This window comes from Streptomyces sp. NPDC043952, assembly GCF_056435325.1.
Window position 1 is genome coordinate 52,574 of the sequence record NZ_JBWKES010000018.1, and the last position, 16,143, is coordinate 68,716.

Below are 16,143 nucleotides of genomic sequence, written 5' to 3' on the forward strand. Positions count from 1 at the left end.
GCTCACCGGTGCGAGGTGTACTCCACGACCTGCTGGAAGGTCGGCCGGTTCTGCCAGCTGATGTTGCCGTGCTTGATGCCGCCCAGCGTGCGCTGGACGATCGAGTCGGCACACCACTGGTCGCCGGCGGAGCAGAGGCTGTCGCCCGGATAGACCTGGGCGGCGGTCATCCCGGCGGCCTGCTTCAGGGTGCTGATCAGGGCGTCCCGGCAGGAGCCGAGGTTCCCGCCGCCGCAGTACTTCTCGGCGAGGGGGCCCTGCACGTTCTGCCCGAGCACCGAGCGGATGTCCTTGTCGACATAGCTCCACCAGCCGTACTGGAAGGAGCTTCCGGCGTGCGAGCCGGTCGGGCCGTGTCCGGCGGACGGCGCCTCGTCCACGGTCAGGTTGCCGGTCAGCGCGTTGTACAGATCGTCGCCGAGACCCGGCTGGAACTCCGCCTTGACCAGCAGCGGCCACCAGGCGTCCAGGATGCGGATCGCGTCGGCGTTCGCGTAGGTCTTGGAGCCGGCGGAGGTCTCGGTGCGCTGGGCGCCCGCGCTCACCCATGCCTGGAGCTTGTTCACCGCGTCGGCCGCCGCGGGGTCGGTCACCGGCGAGGAGTCGATCACCTGGAGCAGCTCGGGCAGCACGTCCTCGGCCCGCAGGTCGGTGACGCCCGCGGACGCCATGGCCTGCACCAGCTTGGCGCGGGTCACCCCGCCGGCCGCGACCAGCTTCTTCACCCGGTCGTCCAGCAGGTTGCCGCGGTGCACGGAGCCGTCGCCCCAGGAGGCGGTGGTGTAGTCCTTGGCCTGCTTGTTGTTCCAGGAGATGTAGTAGTCCTGGTCGATGGAGTTGGGGTGGGCGGAGGGCGGGGTGTAGTCGGCCGTGTTGGTGTCCGGGTTCCAGTTCTTCCACTCGTACGCGGGCTGCGCCCACACCGGGAACTCCGCGTCGACGCCGTCCGCGCGGACCGGGTTGTCACCGCTGTTGTAGTAGGCGGTGTGCTGGGAGTCGGCGTAGAACCAGTTGAAGGTGTAGTTGATGTGCTGCGCCGCGCTCTGGAAGTCCTGGGGCCCCTTGATGTAGCCGGGGTCGTTCAGCATCTGGAAGCCGACGATCGAGTCGACCTCGTGCAGATAGGAGGAGCGCAGACTGGTGTAGGCGACCTTCTTGCCGCCGACCGTCGCCCGGTACTCCACCGGACCGTACTTGGTGCGCCACACCCGCATGGTGTACGACCCGGCGGCGGTGCCGTCGGCCAGCGTGGGCGACCAGGAGTTCTTCTGCTCCACCTTGTCCATGGCGGTGCAGGTGCCGTGGTACAGGTAGTGGTAGTCGTCCTGGCACAGCTCGACGGCGTAGGTGTCGATGATGTCCTGGCCCGAGGTGGTCGCGCTCCAGGAGTAGTCCTGGCCACGGCCGAGTTCGACGTACATGCTCAGGCCCGCGAAGGAGGCGCCGCGGGCGCTGATGCCGGGGCCCTGGATCTCCTGGAGCATGAGCAGCTGCGGCGCGAAGTAGCCGGTCTGCGGTCCGAAGACGGCGATCGGATGGCCGCTCGCGGTGTGTTTGCCGCTCACCACCAGCGCGTTGGACATCCCGCGGTGGGCGGAGCTGAGGTCCGTCTTCGCGGCCGTGGTGGAGGCGCTCTTGGCGGCGGCGGTGGCCGCGCTGCCGGTGCGGTCGTAGACCAGCGGTTCCGGGGTCACCGAGCCGGCGTCGGGCAGCGCCTGCCCCTTGGCGGTGGCGGGCTTGGCGCCGTACGGGAAGCTCTGGCCGTCGTGGACGGTGAGGACGGCCTCGGGGTCGTTGCGCTCGCGGAAGGACTCCCAGACCTTGGTGCCCTGTTCGACGCCGTACTTGTCCTGCGCGGCCATCAGGGACAGGGCGTTGTTCACCTCTCCGCCGCCGCCGGAGCCGAACAGGGAGCCGATGACGGAGGCCAGCGCCACCAGGTCGGTGATCTTGAAGTGGTCGATGGTGCCGGCGTTGGTGATCGCGTCCTTGTGGCCGGTCAGGTCGTACTCGCCGGGGAAGTAGCGGCCGCTGTCGGAGGCGTCGATGTAGGAGTTGATGCCGTCCAGGTAGGCGTCGGCGTCGGCGAGGGCCTGCTGGCCGCGGGCGCCGTTGTCCGCCACGGCGCGGTCGATCTGCGCCTGGAGGTCGGCCTCGGTGTAGGGGGCGTTGCGGTAGAACTCCTGCTCCAGGCCCTGGTTGGCGGCGGCGCCGCCCGCGAAGGAGGTCAGCTGGCCGCGGCCCACGTGCCGGAAGACGTCCATCAGCCAGAGCCGGTCCTCGGCCGCGGCGTACCCGGCGCCGAACTCGGTGCCGTAGCGGGTGGTGCCGGTGATGTGCGGCACACCGGTCTTCTTGTCGCGCACGATCGTCACGTCACCGCGCCCGGCCGGCTTCTCGGTCGAGGCGACCTGGTCGGCGGGGACGCCGAAGGAGGCGTCGTTGAAGAAGTTGTTGATCGTCGCGTCGCTCAGGTTCTTGTAGCCGGTGGCCAGGCCGGCGTACGGGCCGAGCTGGTCCTCGGCGTGCGCGGGCTGGGTGCCGAAGCCCTGGTTGAGGAGGATCTGCGCGAGGGTGGCGTTGCCGTTCTCGCCGGGCGGCAGGATGTCCGAACACTGGCCGCCGCAGTAGTCGTTCGCGGCGGCCTTGGGGGCGGTGGGGGTGGCCGCGCTCGCGGTGCCCTGGGTAATGGGGGAGACAAGTCCGGCTATCAGAACGCATACCGACGCGGACTTCAGGAACCCGGGGAGTCGGCGGAACGTTCTCACTCTGTCAAGGGCGGTCCGTGGGGTGCGCCGTGGCATGGCAGCTCCTAGCGACTGGGGTGCGCGAACGTTACCGCCGGTATCCCCGGAGTTGAAGATGAACATGCGTCAACTTTTGGAGTTTGCGGGAAGGCCGAGCAGAACAAGCGCGAGAAGAGATGGAGCCGAAGCGCCGGTCGAAACGTCTATCAGGCGACGTCCGTACGACGACGCCGAAGTGGCCGCGGAACAGGTGCAGGTGTGACGGAGGTGCAGAGCGATGGCCGGTTTCCGGAGTCTGGCGAGACAGGTACGCGATCCGGGCTGCGATCTGGCGCTGCGGCGCTATTCGCTGCGCAAGTGCCTTGAGAAGTTCGCCCCTTACGGGCATCGGGCGACATGGGACCATCTGTGCGCGCGGGCCGGGTTCGATCCCGAGGACCGCTCCCCCGACCCGGCGCGGCTCGTGGCCGCGCTGGAGGAGCTGGAGGAGGCCCGCTCGGTCTGGCTCGCCTACGAGAGCGAGTTCACCGAGCGCCGCCGCCGGGAGAAGCACGACGGACTGCGCCGGCCGGGCAGCGTGGACGACTGGCACCGGCTGACCTGGGGCGGCTTCGGGGTCGCCTGGTGCGACGACCCGCGGGTGCATCCGTCCGATCCGCTGGCCGAGGTGCTGCGCAGGCTGATCGACGCGCTGGAGCGGGAGCCGGGGGCGAGCTGCCCGGTCTGCGGCGCCGACCGGCTGGTCTGGCGCTACGGCCTCGACCACGAGCCGTCCTCCGGACCGGTGTGCGGCGACTGCGGCATACTCGTCCCACGCCCGGTACTCTCTCCGCGCGCTCTGGCGGGCGCCCAGCGGGGACGACTGCTGATGACGGCCTGACCGAACCACCGAGGCCGGCGAAGGGCCGCCGAGGGTGAACCTTCCGAGGGCCACCGAGGGGCGCCGCCGGGGGAAGCTCCGGGGGCCACAGAGGGTCGCCGACGGGCAAGGTTACGGGGGCCTCCGAGGGGCAGGGTGCCGCCGAGAGGCGCTGGGGGCCGCCGACGGGGAATGTTCCGAGGGACACCGAGGAGCGCTGCCGGGAGAGGTTCCAGGGCCGCACAGGGTCACTGCCGGGGGAAGTTCCGAAGACCGAACAGGGTCGCCACGGGGGAAGCTCCGGGCGCCACCGAGGATCGCCACCAGGGAAAGGTTCGGTGCCCACGAGGGGCGCCGCCGAGGAAGGTTCCGGTGCCCACGAGGGGCGCCGCCGGGGTAAGTTCCGGGGGCTGCGCAGGGGATGCCGCGCCCCCGTGCTCCGCCGGGTCCGCTCCGCCGGATTTCGCTGCCCGACTCCGATCCACTGGTTCGCGCCGCGAGCCTTCGCGCCGCTGGCTTTCACGCCCCGACCCCGCTCCGCCGGTTTCGCGTCCCCGACTCAGATGCGCCGGATCACGCCAGCCGCTTTCACCGCCGGTTGGCGTCACGGCTCCGATCTGCCGGTTTCGCACCGCAGGCTTTCGCGCCTCCGAGTCCCGTCCGCCGGTTCCGCGCCGCAGCCATTCGCGCCCCCGACTCCGACCCACCAGTTCCGCGCCGCAGGCTATCGCGCCGCCGGCCTCCACGTCCCCGACCCCGATCCACCGCGTCCGCGCCGCCGACCTCCACGTCCCCGGTTCCGATCCACCAGTTCCGCGCCGCCAGCCTTCGCGCCCCCGACTCCCGTCCATCGATTCCGCGCCGCAGCCTTTCGCGCCCACGACTCCGACCCACCGCTTCCGCGCCGCAGGTCTCCGCGTCGGTGACTTTCGTCGGCGGGGGCTGGCACCATCGGGGGATGGTGCAGGCTTGTCTGAACGGAAGGCGTACGGCCGGGCACGGGGCGGCCGTGCCGATGTCGCCGAAGGAGCTGGCGCGCTCCGCCGCGGGGGCCGTCGCGGCCGGGGCCACGGAGGTCCATGTCCACCCCAAGTGCCCGTGCGGGCACGACAGTCTCTCCCCGCGTGTCCTCACCCCGGTCCTGGAAGCGCTGCGCGCCGAGGTCGCGGTGCCGATCGGGGTGACCACCGGCGCCTGGGCCGAACCCGACCCCGCCGCCCGGCTCGCCCGCGTCCGCTCCTGGACCCTGCTGCCCGACGCCGCCTCGGTCAACTGGCATGAACCGGGCGCGGAGGAACTGGCCGCCCTGCTGCTGGAGCGGGGCGTGGCCGTCGAGGCGGGCGTCTGGTCGGGCACGGACGGCGCGGCCCGCTTCGCCGCCTCACCGCTCGGCCCGCGGGTGCTGCGCGTCCTGGCCGAGGTGACGGACCCGGACCCGGCCACGTCGGAAGCCTCGGCCGACGCCCTGCTGGCCGCCCTGGGCGATGCCCACGGCCGCCCCGTCCTGCTGCACGGCGAGGAGGGCGGCACCTGGCCGGTCCTCCGCCTGGCGGCCCGCCGGAATCTGGCCACCCGTATCGGCCTGGAGGACACCCTGCTCCTGCCGACCGGCGAACGGGCCTCCTCCAACGCACAGTTGGTGGCGGAGGGGCTGCGCCAGTACGGGTCGGCTCGGCGCAGCGCAGAGGCCGGCGGAACGGTAGCAAGCGGGAATCGGGTCGTACCAGGAGATTAACGACCGTAATACTGGCGGGAGTTGAAGCAGAAGACGACACGAACGGGGATCTCCATGTCCACGCTGCGGGTGACCGCCGAGGTGCTGACCGTACACGAGCACCCGAACGCCGACGCGCTGGAGCTGGCGCAGGTGGGGCTGTACCGGGCCGTGGTGGCCAAGGGGGCGTTCCGCAGCGGCGAGGTGGCGCTCTACATCCCCGAACAGGCCCTACTTCCCGACGAGTTGATCGAGGAGTTGGGGCTGACCGGGCGGCTCGCGGGGGCCGCGGCGAACCGGGTCAGGGCGGTACGGCTGCGGGGCGAGCTGTCGCAGGGCATCGTCTGCCGGCCGAAGGCACTGGACGGCGTGGATCTCGCCGCCGCGGCCGTCGAGGGCACGGACTTCGCGGAGCGGCTCGGCATCACCAAGTGGGTACCGCCCGTCCCGCCCACCATGAACGGCGAGGTGGAGCCGGCACCCGAGCTGCTGCCCTGGGTGGACATCGAGAACATCCAGCGCTACCCGGACATCTTCGCGCCCGGCGAGCCGGTGGTCCTCACGGAGAAGCTGCACGGCTCGGCCTGCCTGCTGACGTACGTCGCCGGCGAGGACCGGGTGTACGTCTCCTCCAAGGGCTTCGGCGCGAAGTCGCTGGCGCTCAAGGAGGACCCCCGGAACCTGTACTGGCGCGCCGCGCACGCGCACGGCGTCGCCGAGGCCGCCGCCCGGCTCGCCGGACGCCTCGGGGCGCGGCGCGTCGGCGTCTTCGGGGAGGTGTACGGCGCGGGCGTCCAGGACCTCACCTACGGCGCGGACGGCCGCCGGGAGACCCTGGGGTACGCGGTGTTCGACGTCTCGGCGGAGATCGAGGGCACCGTGCGCTGGCTGGACACCGATGTGCTGGACGGTGAGCTGCCGGTGGTGCCGCGGCTGTACAGCGGGCCGTACGACATCGACCGGGTGCTCTCGGTCGCGAGCGGCCGGGAGACGGTCTCCGGCCGGGAACTGCACCTGCGCGAGGGCGTGGTGATACGGCCGGCCACCGAGCGGTACAGCGCGGTGACCGGTGGGCGGGCGATCGCGAAGGCGGTGAGCCCGGCGTATCTGACCCGCAAGGGCGGCACGGAGTACGAGTGACCGGAAAGGGGCCGCGGGCCGCTGCCGGGACTCAGCGCCCCTCCGCCATCAGCCGCGACCCCGCCCGCCGCTCCCCGAACACATCGTCCGGGTTGGACAGCACACAGGTGTCCAGCGACAGGCATCCGCACCCGATGCAGTCGGTCAGGTGATCGCGCAGCCGGTTGAGCTGCGTGATCCGCTCGTCCAGTTCCGAGCGCCACGCCTGCGACAGCCGCGCCCAGTCCTCCCGCGTCGGCGTCCGCTCCTGCGGCAGTTCGGCCAGCGCGGAGCGGATCGTCGCGAGCGGGATGCCGACCCGCTGGGCCGCGCGGATGAACGCCACCCGGCGCAGCGTGTCCCGGCTGAAGCGGCGCTGGTTGCCACTGGTGCGGCGGCTGGAGATCAGGCCCTTGGCCTCGTAGAAGTGCAGCGCGGACACGGCGGCGCCGCTGCGCGCGGACAGCTGTCCGACGGTGAGCTCATGGATCTTCTCGGGAATCTGCGGCACTCCTCAGAGCCTAGTCAATCCGTTGACATCGACCGCGCACCCGACCATGCTAAGCAGTTGCTTAGGAACGCGATCGAGAGGCCGGGAACATGGCAGCACCGAGGATCTTCACCTCCCCCGCCGAGCTGAAGGCGGCCGTGGGCGAGCAGCTGGGCCCCACCGAGTGGCTGGAGGTCGACCAGAAGCGGATCGATCTGTTCGCCGAGGCCACCGGGGACCACCAGTGGATCCACGTGGACCCCGAGAAGGCCGCCGCGGGGCCGTTCGGCACGACCATCGCGCACGGCTACCTCACGCTCTCCCTGCTGCCGCTGTTCGGCCCGCAGCTGCTGCGGGTGGAGGGCGTGAAGATGGGCGTCAACTACGGCACGAACAAGGTCCGCTTCCCCGCGCCCGTCCCCGTCGGCTCCCGGCTGCGCGCCACCGCGAGGATCACCGGCGTGGAGGACGTCACCGGCGGGATCCAGGTCGCCGTCGCCTTCACCGTGGAGCGCGAGGGCGGCGACAAGCCGGTGTGCGTGGCGGAATCGGTGTCCCGGTACTACCTGTAGGCACCGGTCGCGGCCGGGGCTACTCCGCCCCGACCGCCCCGACCGCCTCCACCGTCCCGTCCGCCTCCACCGCCCCGACCATCCGCAGCACCAGCTCGGCGTACAGCTCGCCGACCGCCTCCGGCGTACGCGGCCCGTCGATGTTGAACCAGCGGGCCACGTCGATGCACAGCGACAGCACGGCGAGCGTGGTGCCCTGGACGTCCGGCACGTCGAACTCGCCCGCGGCGACGCCGTCCTCGATGATCCCGCGCACCTCGGCGTCGACCTGCCGGCGCAGCCCGAGGATCTCGGCGCGGGCCTCGGGACCGAGGGCGTCGAGCTCGTACTGCACGACCCGCGCGGTGGTGCGCCGCCCGGCGTGCCAGCGGACGAAGGAGCTGACCGCGTCGGCGAGCCGCTCCCTCGCGGGGCCCTCGCGCCGGGCCGCCGTGCGCAGGATGTCCAGGGCCTTGTCGTGCCCGATGCGGCTGATCCGGTGGAGCAGTTCTTCCTTGGTCTTGTAGTGGATGTAGAGCGCGGCCGGGCTCATCCCGGCGCGGCCCGCGATGTCCCGCGTCGTCGTCGCGTGGTAGCCGCGCTCGGCGAAGGCCTCCACGGCGGCGACCAGCAGCCGCCGGGCCGCGTCAGGGGTGACCTCTTCCCACGGCTCCGCCTCGCCGCCGGTCGTCTCCGCCGCCGTACTCATCCCTCTTACGCCCCTCTCGGTGACAGGGGCACCACCATACCGCCGACGATGAGCGAGCGCTTAGCGCAGCAGGCCGCAGGCGGTGCGCAGCGGTCAGAGCTCGTCGGCGAAGGGGTCGTACTCGGCGAGGAGCTTGTCCAGCCGGGCCTAATCGACCCGGCTGATGATCTGTCCGGCCTCCTGGCGGTCCCGGATCACCTTGGCGAGGGTGAAGGCGGAGGTGACGAGGTACAGGACGGCGATCGCGAGGAACGCGCGCACCCATGCGTCGGTGTCCAGCCGGAAGATGCCGATGGAGGTGGCCGCCATCGCGATGGCGAAGGACGCGACGGCCTGGCCGTAGAAGGCGGCCGTGCTCTGCTGCTTGACCGATGTGTCACTCATGGGCAAGAGCATCGGCGCGCGCGGCGCGCGCCACATCCGCTCGGCTACTCAGACCGTACTCAGACCGCCGGGAAAAACCTTGCCCGGCGGCCTCAGAACGCCGAAACCCCGGTCAGGGAACGGCCGATGAGGAGCTTCTGGATCTGGCTGGTGCCCTCGTACAGGGTCATCACCCGCGCGTCGCGCAGGAGTTTGCCGACCGGGTACTCGTCGATGTAGCCGTAGCCGCCGAAGACCTGGAGCGCGTTGTTGGCCGCGCGGACGGCGGCCTCGGAGGCGAACAGCTTGGCCTTGGAGGACTCGACGGCGAACGGCTCGCCCCGGTCGATCAGATCGGCGACCCGCCAGGTCAGCAGCCGGGCCGCGTCCACGTCGACGGCGATGTCGCTGATCAGCTCCTGCACCAGCTGGTGGCGGGCGATCGGCTTGCCGAACTGCTCGCGTTCCCCGGCGTATCCGACGGCCGCGTCCAGGGCGGCCTGCGCTATCCCGACGCAGCCCGCCGCCACGGACATCCGGCCCTTGGCCAGCGCGGACATGGCGACCGAGAAGCCCTTGCCCTCCTCGCCCAGCAGCGCGGAGGCCGGTACCCGCACGTCCTCGAGGACGAGTTCGGCGGTGGCCTGGCCGCGCAGACCGAGCTTGCCGTGGATCGGGCGACGGCTCAGGCCGGGCGTGTCGGCCGGCACCAGGAAGGCGCTCACGCCCTTGTGGCCGGGGGCGTCGGTGGAGCGGGCGAACAGCAGGACGACGTCCGCCCAGGTGCCATTGGTGATGAACATCTTGGTGCCGTTGAGGACGTACGCGTCGCCGTCGCGCACCGCGCGGGTGGTGAGGCTGCCCGCGTCGGAGCCGGTGCCGGGCTCGGTGAGGCCGAAGCAGCCGACGTACTCGCCCGCGGTCAGCCCCGGCAGCCAGCGCCGCTTCTGCTCCTCGTCGCCCCAGGCCGCGACGGACTTGGCCACGAGGCCGAGGGAGACGGACACGATGCCGCGCACCGAGGAGTCCCCGCGGCCCAGCTCCTCGGTGACCAGGCAGTACGACAGGTGGTCGCCGCCGGAGCCGCCGTACTCCTCCGGCATCGTCAGCCCGAGGAAGCCGACTTCCCCGAGCTTCTTCACGATGCCCCGGTCGACCTCCTCGGCCCGGTCCCAGGCGATCACGTGCGGGGCGATCTCGCGGGCCACGAAGTCCCGCGCGAGCCGCCGTACGGCCTCCTGCTCCTCGCTGAGCCCCAGGTTCACCACGAGATCACCTCTCCCATTTAAATTAGCACTGCTAGTTTACAGGCGCAGCCCTACTATGTGCGCCATGGCCCGACCACGCAAGCCCCTGCTCAGCACCGACCGGATCGTCCGGGCGGCCCGCGAACTCGTGGACCGGGAGGGGCTGGCGGCGGTCTCCACCCGGCGGCTCGCCGCGGAGCTGGGGGTGAGCGGGCCCTCGCTGTACAACCACTTCCGCACGAAGGACGAAATCCTGGAGGCGGTCGCGGACTCGGTGAGCGCGCTGGTCGACCTGTCGATGTTCGAGGACGGCCGGCCGTGGCGGACCGCGCTGCACGACTGGGCCGTCTCCTACCGGGCCGCGCTGCGCGCGCACCCCAACATCGTCCCCGTGCTCGCGCGCGGACCCGGTCGCCGGCCGGCCGCGCTGCGGGTGGCGGACGCGGCGTACGGCGCGATGGTCGACGCGGGGTGGCCGCCGGCGCAGGCCACGTCCATCGGGGCGCTGATGCGGTACTTCATCATGGGCTCGGCGCTCGGCTCCTTCGCCGGCGGCTTCGTGGACGACGCGAGCGCGTACGATCCGGCCGACTACCCGCACCTCGGGCAGGCCCATCTCCTCGCGGAGCAGCAGGAGAAGATCGACGAACGGGCCTTCGAAACGGGACTGACCGCGATCCTGGACGGCCTCGCGCAGCAGTACGAGCGGCTACGGCAGGCGGGCGAGGCCGGGTGACGGCGGTTCGGTACCGGCCGAAGCGGGTGAGTGGTGCGTTGCGGGGTGCGGGTCGGACGTGGCTGGTCGCGCGGTTCCCCGCGCCCCTTCGGGGCGCTCCCAGCCACGGTCCGGGGCCCCTCAGAACACCACCAGCGCCCGCCCGCCCTTCCCCTCCTTCATGTTCTCGAAGGCTTGCGGGATGTCCTCCAGGGTGATCCGTTCCGTGACCAGGGCGGACAGGTCCAGGCGGCCGGTGCGGACGTGCTCGGCGAGCAGGGGGACATCGCGGGAGGGGTCGCTGTTGCCGTAGACGCAGCCGGAGAGGGTGCGGCCCCAGTGGAAGAGTTCGAGGGCGTTGAAGGTGACCTGCTGGTCCTTGCCGCCGATGCCGACGACCGTCGTACGGCCGCCCCGCCGGGTGGACTCCCAGGCCGCGCGGATGCTGACCGCGCGGCCCGCGCACTCGACGGCGACGTCCACGCCCTGCTTGCCGGTGAGGGCGCGGATCTCGCGGGGCGTGGTCGCACCGGCGAGCAGGAAGTCCGTGGCACCGGCGGCGCGCGCGAGGGATTCCTTCGCGGGCGAGACGTCCACGGCGACGATCCGCGACGCGCCCGCGATCCGGGCCGACTGGAGCGCGGCGAGCCCGACCCCGCCCGCGCCGAACACGGCGACGCTCTCACCGGGCCGCACCCCCGCCGAGTGGTGGATCGCGCCGTACCCGGTGAGCACGGCGCAGCCGAGGAGCGCGGCGTCGGTCAGCGGGACACCGCCGGGCAGCGGCAGCACGCAGGACGCGGAGACGACGGTCTCCTCGGCGAACGCGGCGACGTTCAGACCGGGGTGCAGCGGGGTGCCGTCGGCGGCGTGGGCGTAGACGGAGGCCGCGCCGTTCAGCGCGTTGGCGCACAGCCAGACCTCGCCGAGCGAACAGGCGTGGCACGTCCCGCAGGCGGGCGCCCAGTTGAGGACGACGGGCGTGCCCGGCGAGACATGGGTGACGTCCGGTCCGACGGCGACGACCGTCCCCGCGCCCTCGTGACCGAGCACGGCGGGCACGGGCACGCTCATCGTGCCGTCGGACAGGGACAGGTCGGAGTGGCACACCCCGGCCGCCGCGAGCCGGACCCGGACCTGTCCGGGGCCGGGTTCGGGCAGCTCGATGCCGGTTATCTCCAAAGGCTCGCCGACGGCGGGCAGGACAGCGGCTCGTACGGCCATGGCAGGCGAACTCCCTCAGAACTGGAAGGACTTGGTCTGGAGGTACTCGTCGAGGCCGTGGCTGCCGAGTTCCCGGCCGACCCCGGACTGCTTGTAACCGCCGAACGGCGCGAGCGGGTTGAAGCGGCCGCCGTTGATGTCGACCTGCCCGGTGTCCATGCGCCGGGCGAAGGCCACCGCCTCGTCCTCGTCGCCGGCCCAGACCGCGCCGGCCAGGCCGTACACCGTGCCGTTGGCGATGCGCAGGGCGTCGTCCTCGTCGTCGTAGGCGAGGACCGAGAGCACCGGGCCGAAGATCTCCTCCTGGGCGATGGTCATCTCGGGCGTGACGTCGGCGAAGACGGTCGGGCTGACGAAGTAGCCTTTCTCGCGCGGCGCTTCGGGGCTGCCCGCGACCAGGCGGGCGCCCTCCGCGAGGCCCTTTTCGATGTAACCGCGCACCCGCGCCTGCTGCTTGGCGCTGACCAGCGGCCCGATGCGGTCGGCGTACTTGGCGGCGGCGGCCGCGGCCAGCTCGACGGCCTCCTCGTACCGGTCGCGGTGGACCAGCATCCTCGTCCAGGCGCTGCACGTCTGCCCGGAGTTGGCCATCACGTTGGCGACGCCGGCGTGGACCGCCTTGGCGAGGTCGGCGCTCGGCAGGATGACGTTGGCGGACTTGCCGCCCAGTTCCAGGGCGACCCGCTTCACGGCGCCGCCGGCCAGCGCGCCGATGCGGCGGCCGACGGCGGTGGAGCCGGTGAAGGAGACGAGGTCCACCTCCGGGTGCTCGGCCAGGGCCTGGCCCGCGACCGGTCCGAGGCCGGTGACGAGGTTGAACACGCCTGCCGGGAGCCCCGCCTCGTGCACCGCCTCGGCGAACAGCTGCGCGGTGAGCGGGGTGTCCTCGGCGGGCTTGAGGACGACCGTGCAGCCGGCGGCGAGCGCCGGGGCGACCTTGGCGACGATCTGGTGCAGCGGGTAGTTCCAGGGGGTGATCGCGCCGACCACGCCGACCGGCTCGTGCAGGACGGTGGAGTTGCCGACCTTCTCCTCGAAGGGGCGGCTCGCGGCGAGTTCGGCGTAGCTGCCGGCCACCGCGATGGGCAGGCCCGCGTGCACGGACTGCGCGAACGCGGGCGGCGAGCCGAGTTCGGCGGTGACCGTCTCGGCGATCTCGTCCTTGCGGGCCGCGAGCGCGTCCCGGAGCGCGGCCAGGCGGGCCGCGCGCTCGGCGGGCGGGGTGGCGGCCCAGCCGGGCAGGGCGGCGCGGGCCGCGCGGACGGCGGCGTCCACATCCTCGGGCCCGGCGGCCGGGACCCGGCCGATGACCTGCTCGTCGGCCGGGTTCAGGACCTCGATCACCTCGTCCGGGCGCGCGGCGGGGCGCCAGCCGCCGTCGATGTACAGACCGTCGTGTGCCTTCATGGTGCTTCCTCCCGGCGGGAACGCGTCATCCGCCCCTTAAACTAGCGGCGATAGTTTTCTGGCGCCAGACGTTCTCGCCGTGCGGACTCACCTGGTCGCGGTGAGATGGGCGAAGACCACCACGTTGCTGCTGTACCCGGTACGCCTGCTGTACAGCCCCCCGCAGGTCAGCAGGCGCAGCTCGGGGAGGCGGGAGCGGCCGTAGACCTCCTTGTCGGGGAAGCCGGACTTGTCGAAGACCTTGACCCGGTCGACGGTGTAGACGGCGGTACGGCCGTCCGCGCGCCGCGCCTCGATCGTCTTGCCGGGCTTGACCAGCGGGAGCGCGGCGAACACGGCGGGTCCGGAGGGGGTGTCGCGGTGGCCGACGGCGATCGCGGTGCCCGCCTCGCCGGGGGTGGCGCCGCCCTCGTACCAGCCGGCCGCCTTGGGCTGGCCGAACGGCGGTGTCTCCAGCTGCCGGTCCTTGTCGAGACCTACGCCGACGATCCGGGCGTCGAGGCCGAGGGAGGGGATGCGCAGGGAGGTGGGCCGGGACCGGGGCAGCGGGCGGGCGTAGCGGACGGCCGGGCCCGAGTCCGCCCCGGCGGCGACGGCCTGGGCGTGGTCCGGCGGGCCGTCGTCCCCGCACCGCCTGACGAGGGACACCAGGACGGCCGCGAGGACGGCCGTCCTGGCGAGGCGGTAGGCGCGGGTCCGGTACCAGGGCCTGCGTCTGCGCCTACGCGGCGCCATGGGGACGACGGCGGTTGCGCCGGACGTACACGACCCCGCCGACCGCGATCAGGCCCACCGCCGCGGCGGCGCCCACCGGGGAGTACGCGGCCGCGGTGTCCACGAGTCCGCCGCCGCCGGCGTGCACCCCGCCCTGCGGGCCGCCGTGGTCGCCGTTCTGGCCCCAGTTCGTGTCGTTGTGCTCCTGCGGCTGCTCGTTGTGCTCCTGCTGCTGGTGGTCGTCGATCTGGCCGGGCGCGCCCTGGGCGCCGTTCTCCCGGCAGTTGACGCGGAAGACCTTCTCCTTGAGGGCGCCGGCCGCGGTCCAGGTGATCCGGTACTGGCCGTCCGCGAGCCCCAGCGGGTCGGTGTGCCCGGCGCCCCCGGCGAGCTGGATGGTGCCGGTGACGGTGGCGGAGGTGGGCAGCGGGGGCTGGGGCGTGATGGTGTAGGCGATGACGGGCAGGATGTCGAAGTTGACGGCATCGAGGTAGAACCGGCAGACCGTGGGGTCGTCCTTCGAGACGCCGTAGGGCGTGCCGACCCGGTGGATTCTGATGTCGCCGTTCTCCCCTTGGGCCATGGCGGTCGGTGCCGCCACCCACGACGCGCCCGCCGCGGCGAGTGCGGTGAGGACGACGGTGGCGCCGGCGCGGGTACCGGCGGTGCGTGGGAATGTCCGGGTGGGCATGGGCGTTTCCTCCGAGTCAGACGATTTTCACACAAATCGATCTCGTGTGGACTCTGCCCAATGCGCACGACGCCGGACGGCATCGACGCCCGGCGCGCCGTCAGATATCCCCCTGGCGGCGCAATCCGACAATATGACTAACTAGCGCGATGTTCCCCCGCCTCCTCCCCGCCGCCCTCGGGGCGGACGAGGCCGACCCTCGGGGTCGGCGAGGCACCTCGCCGGTCAGTCCAGCAGCCGTCCCAGGTAGGCCCGCAGCAGTTCCCGCGTCTCGTGGATGATCGCCTCGTCGCCCTCCGGGTCGAGCCGGAAGGCCAGTTGGACCAGGGTGTCCGCGCTCTCCACGGCGACCAGGAAGGCCCGCCGCAGTTCGTCGTCGGGGGCCCGGCCGATATAGCCGGCGAGCAGTGCGGAAAGCCGGTCGGCGACCCGGCTGTTGGGCTCCGCCTGGCGGGCGCCGACCGGGATCTGGTTGCCGAAGTCGACCAGGGAGAAGCCGGGCGCGGTGCGCTTCATCACCAGGTACTCGTCCAGGACGGCGTCCATCGCGGCCCGCCAGTCCCCCGCCGCCGCCCGCTCCAGGCGCCTGGTGACCCGCTCGGTGTACCGCTCCAGATTGCGCTGCGCGAGGGCGTCGGCCATCTGCCGTTTGTTGCCGAAGAAGCGGTAGACCGAGCCGATGGGCACGCCGGCGCGCACCGCGACGGCACGGGTGCTCAGCGCGTCGTAGCCCACCTCGTCGAGGAGTTCGGCGCAGGCGTCGAGGATCCTGGTCAGCCGTTCGGCGCTGCGCCGCTGGACGGGGGCGCGGCGGAGCGGGGTCGCGTGGGGCACGGGATTCATGATGCCTTTCCGCCGGGGTCCGGTGAACCTGGTCCCAGGGTACGGAGAGCGCGGGCGAAGCCCTCAGCCGTCCGGCAGGCGGTCGGCGTCCGCGGGCGGGGCGCCCTGCGGCCGGGTGTCCGACACCGTTATGTCGGCGGTGCTCTGGACCGGCTTGCCGTGCACGGCCCACGCCGTGCCGTCGTCGGCGTACAGACGGGCGGTGACGTGGTGGGTGCCGTGCGGGACGAGCCGGCCGGGCAGCCGGTAGCGGGGGGTGTGCAGCCGGGCGATCCGGCGGCCGTCCACGAAGAGGCAGGCGAGCCCGCGCCCGGTCACCGCGGTCGGGCGCGCGCCGGGCGCGGAGACCCGGAAGTGACGGAAGGTCAGCCGCACGTCCCAGCCGTCGGCGGGGTCCGGGGTGATCTCGACGCCGACCTCGGGGGCGTCTTCGCCGCCGGTCTCGCGCAGATGGCGGCCGCTGCCGTCGGTGTCGTCCAGGACCTTGCCGACGGGCGAGGGCGAGACCGCGCCGACCGCGCCCCCACCCGTGTTTCCGCCCGTGCGCCCGTGCGCCGTGCCGCAGCCCGCCGCGCCGAGAGGCAGCAGAAGGCACACCGCGAGCGCGGCCAGGCGTCCGCGCGTTCCCTTCGTCCACGACATGCCGGGGAGCGTAGGACACGGGGCGGGTCCGGGGAATCCGCCCGGAGTCGGGTTCCGGACCTCCCCCGCAGGGAGGAGGGCCCGCCCTCTTGCGCCGGGCCCCGCCTA

The 16,143-nt window shown here is 72.5% G+C and carries 16 protein-coding genes; 5 read left to right on the plus strand and 11 right to left on the minus strand.

Translation table 11 applies throughout. The features are described 5' to 3' along the window. Positions 1–2 precede the first annotated feature (2 nt). The gene (locus tag AC069R_RS21230) at positions 3–2,804 is read right to left on the minus strand and encodes a penicillin acylase family protein (RefSeq protein WP_478768374.1); all 2,802 of its coding nucleotides are present in this window, start codon (positions 2,802–2,804) and stop codon (positions 3–5) included. A 220-nt stretch (positions 2,805–3,024) separates the two neighbouring features. Between AC069R_RS21230 and AC069R_RS21235 the strand changes: the two genes are divergently transcribed. The 3 genes from AC069R_RS21235 to AC069R_RS21245 all read left to right on the plus strand — a co-directional run bounded on the left by AC069R_RS21235 (position 3,025) and on the right by AC069R_RS21245 (position 6,460). Then, entirely contained in the window at positions 3,025–3,627 is a 603-nt protein-coding gene (locus tag AC069R_RS21235) for a hypothetical protein (protein WP_478768375.1), read from the plus strand. Between the two features lie 937 nt (positions 3,628–4,564). Next, entirely contained in the window at positions 4,565–5,341 is a 777-nt protein-coding gene (locus tag AC069R_RS21240; RefSeq protein WP_478768376.1) for a 3-keto-5-aminohexanoate cleavage protein, read from the plus strand. Positions 5,342–5,395: 54 nt separating this feature from the next. Next, a complete protein-coding gene (locus AC069R_RS21245; protein WP_478768377.1) occupies positions 5,396–6,460 on the plus strand; it encodes an RNA ligase (ATP) in 1,065 nt (354 codons plus the stop codon). Between the two features lie 31 nt (positions 6,461–6,491). Here AC069R_RS21245 and soxR read toward each other — a convergent pair whose 3' ends face one another. Continuing rightward, complete coding sequence (gene soxR / locus AC069R_RS21250; RefSeq protein ID WP_478768378.1) at positions 6,492–6,950, minus strand: redox-sensitive transcriptional activator SoxR; 459 nt, start codon at positions 6,948–6,950, stop codon at positions 6,492–6,494. Positions 6,951–7,039: 89 nt separating this feature from the next. Between soxR and AC069R_RS21255 the strand changes: the two genes are divergently transcribed. Beyond that, complete coding sequence (locus tag AC069R_RS21255; protein WP_478768379.1) at positions 7,040–7,501, plus strand: MaoC family dehydratase; 462 nt, start codon at positions 7,040–7,042, stop codon at positions 7,499–7,501. 19 nt (positions 7,502–7,520) lie between these two features. Here the strand turns inward: AC069R_RS21255 and AC069R_RS21260 are convergent, their stop codons facing one another. The 3 genes from AC069R_RS21260 to AC069R_RS21270 form a co-directional block, all read right to left on the minus strand. Continuing rightward, positions 7,521–8,189 (minus strand): TetR/AcrR family transcriptional regulator, encoded by a 669-nt coding sequence (locus tag AC069R_RS21260; RefSeq protein ID WP_478768380.1) that lies wholly within the window; start codon positions 8,187–8,189, stop codon positions 7,521–7,523. Positions 8,190–8,336: 147 nt separating this feature from the next. Continuing rightward, on the minus strand, positions 8,337–8,573 hold the full coding sequence (locus tag AC069R_RS21265) for a YiaA/YiaB family inner membrane protein (RefSeq protein ID WP_478768381.1): 237 nt from the start codon (positions 8,571–8,573) through the stop codon (positions 8,337–8,339). 92 nt (positions 8,574–8,665) lie between these two features. Beyond that, complete coding sequence (locus AC069R_RS21270) at positions 8,666–9,817, minus strand: acyl-CoA dehydrogenase family protein (RefSeq protein ID WP_478768461.1); 1,152 nt, start codon at positions 9,815–9,817, stop codon at positions 8,666–8,668. A 67-nt stretch (positions 9,818–9,884) separates the two neighbouring features. Between AC069R_RS21270 and AC069R_RS21275 the strand changes: the two genes are divergently transcribed. Beyond that, positions 9,885–10,535, plus strand: a complete 651-nt coding sequence (locus tag AC069R_RS21275) for a TetR/AcrR family transcriptional regulator (protein WP_478768382.1) — start codon at positions 9,885–9,887, stop codon at positions 10,533–10,535. Between the two features lie 120 nt (positions 10,536–10,655). On the opposite strand, the gene AC069R_RS21280 is transcribed toward AC069R_RS21275, so the two are convergent. The 6 genes from AC069R_RS21280 to AC069R_RS21305 form a co-directional block, all read right to left on the minus strand. Further along, positions 10,656–11,738: a Zn-dependent alcohol dehydrogenase gene (locus AC069R_RS21280; RefSeq protein WP_478768383.1), complete on the minus strand. Its 1,083-nt coding sequence runs from the start codon at positions 11,736–11,738 to the stop codon at positions 10,656–10,658. 15 nt (positions 11,739–11,753) lie between these two features. After that, entirely contained in the window at positions 11,754–13,145 is a 1,392-nt protein-coding gene (locus tag AC069R_RS21285; RefSeq protein WP_478768384.1) for an aldehyde dehydrogenase family protein, read from the minus strand. A gap of 87 nt (positions 13,146–13,232) precedes the next feature. Beyond that, positions 13,233–13,880, minus strand: coding sequence for a class F sortase (locus AC069R_RS21290; RefSeq protein WP_478768385.1), 648 nt, complete (start codon positions 13,878–13,880; stop codon positions 13,233–13,235). Continuing rightward, on the minus strand, positions 13,867–14,550 hold the full coding sequence (locus tag AC069R_RS21295) for a hypothetical protein (protein WP_478768386.1): 684 nt from the start codon (positions 14,548–14,550) through the stop codon (positions 13,867–13,869). The genes AC069R_RS21290 and AC069R_RS21295 overlap by 14 nt, the downstream gene beginning before the upstream one ends. A gap of 225 nt (positions 14,551–14,775) precedes the next feature. Continuing rightward, positions 14,776–15,393 (minus strand): TetR/AcrR family transcriptional regulator, encoded by a 618-nt coding sequence (locus AC069R_RS21300; RefSeq protein WP_478768387.1) that lies wholly within the window; start codon positions 15,391–15,393, stop codon positions 14,776–14,778. Between the two features lie 63 nt (positions 15,394–15,456). After that, positions 15,457–16,035 carry a hypothetical protein gene (locus AC069R_RS21305; RefSeq protein WP_478768388.1) on the minus strand — a complete coding sequence of 193 codons (579 nt, stop codon included), beginning with the start codon at positions 16,033–16,035 and terminating at the stop codon, positions 15,457–15,459. Positions 16,036–16,143: the final 108 nt, after the last annotated feature.

What these genes read in the sequence shown, in the direction of transcription:
- AC069R_RS21230 (WP_478768374.1), bottom strand. Translation starts at nt 2,804, where the DNA reads ATGCCACGGCGCACCCCACGGACCGCCCTTGACAGAGTGAGAACGTTC.
- AC069R_RS21235 (WP_478768375.1), top strand. Translation starts at nt 3,025, where the DNA reads ATGGCCGGTTTCCGGAGTCTGGCGAGACAGGTACGCGATCCGGGCTGC.
- AC069R_RS21240 (WP_478768376.1), top strand. Translation starts at nt 4,565, where the DNA reads ATGGTGCAGGCTTGTCTGAACGGAAGGCGTACGGCCGGGCACGGGGCG.
- AC069R_RS21245 (WP_478768377.1), top strand. Translation starts at nt 5,396, where the DNA reads ATGTCCACGCTGCGGGTGACCGCCGAGGTGCTGACCGTACACGAGCAC.
- AC069R_RS21255 (WP_478768379.1), top strand. Translation starts at nt 7,040, where the DNA reads ATGGCAGCACCGAGGATCTTCACCTCCCCCGCCGAGCTGAAGGCGGCC.
- AC069R_RS21260 (WP_478768380.1), bottom strand. Translation starts at nt 8,189, where the DNA reads ATGAGTACGGCGGCGGAGACGACCGGCGGCGAGGCGGAGCCGTGGGAA.
- AC069R_RS21265 (WP_478768381.1), bottom strand. Translation starts at nt 8,573, where the DNA reads ATGAGTGACACATCGGTCAAGCAGCAGAGCACGGCCGCCTTCTACGGC.
- AC069R_RS21275 (WP_478768382.1), top strand. Translation starts at nt 9,885, where the DNA reads ATGGCCCGACCACGCAAGCCCCTGCTCAGCACCGACCGGATCGTCCGG.
- AC069R_RS21280 (WP_478768383.1), bottom strand. Translation starts at nt 11,738, where the DNA reads ATGGCCGTACGAGCCGCTGTCCTGCCCGCCGTCGGCGAGCCTTTGGAG.
- AC069R_RS21285 (WP_478768384.1), bottom strand. Translation starts at nt 13,145, where the DNA reads ATGAAGGCACACGACGGTCTGTACATCGACGGCGGCTGGCGCCCCGCC.
- AC069R_RS21290 (WP_478768385.1), bottom strand. Translation starts at nt 13,880, where the DNA reads ATGGCGCCGCGTAGGCGCAGACGCAGGCCCTGGTACCGGACCCGCGCC.
- AC069R_RS21295 (WP_478768386.1), bottom strand. Translation starts at nt 14,550, where the DNA reads ATGCCCACCCGGACATTCCCACGCACCGCCGGTACCCGCGCCGGCGCC.
- AC069R_RS21300 (WP_478768387.1), bottom strand. Translation starts at nt 15,393, where the DNA reads ATGAATCCCGTGCCCCACGCGACCCCGCTCCGCCGCGCCCCCGTCCAG.
- AC069R_RS21305 (WP_478768388.1), bottom strand. Translation starts at nt 16,035, where the DNA reads ATGTCGTGGACGAAGGGAACGCGCGGACGCCTGGCCGCGCTCGCGGTG.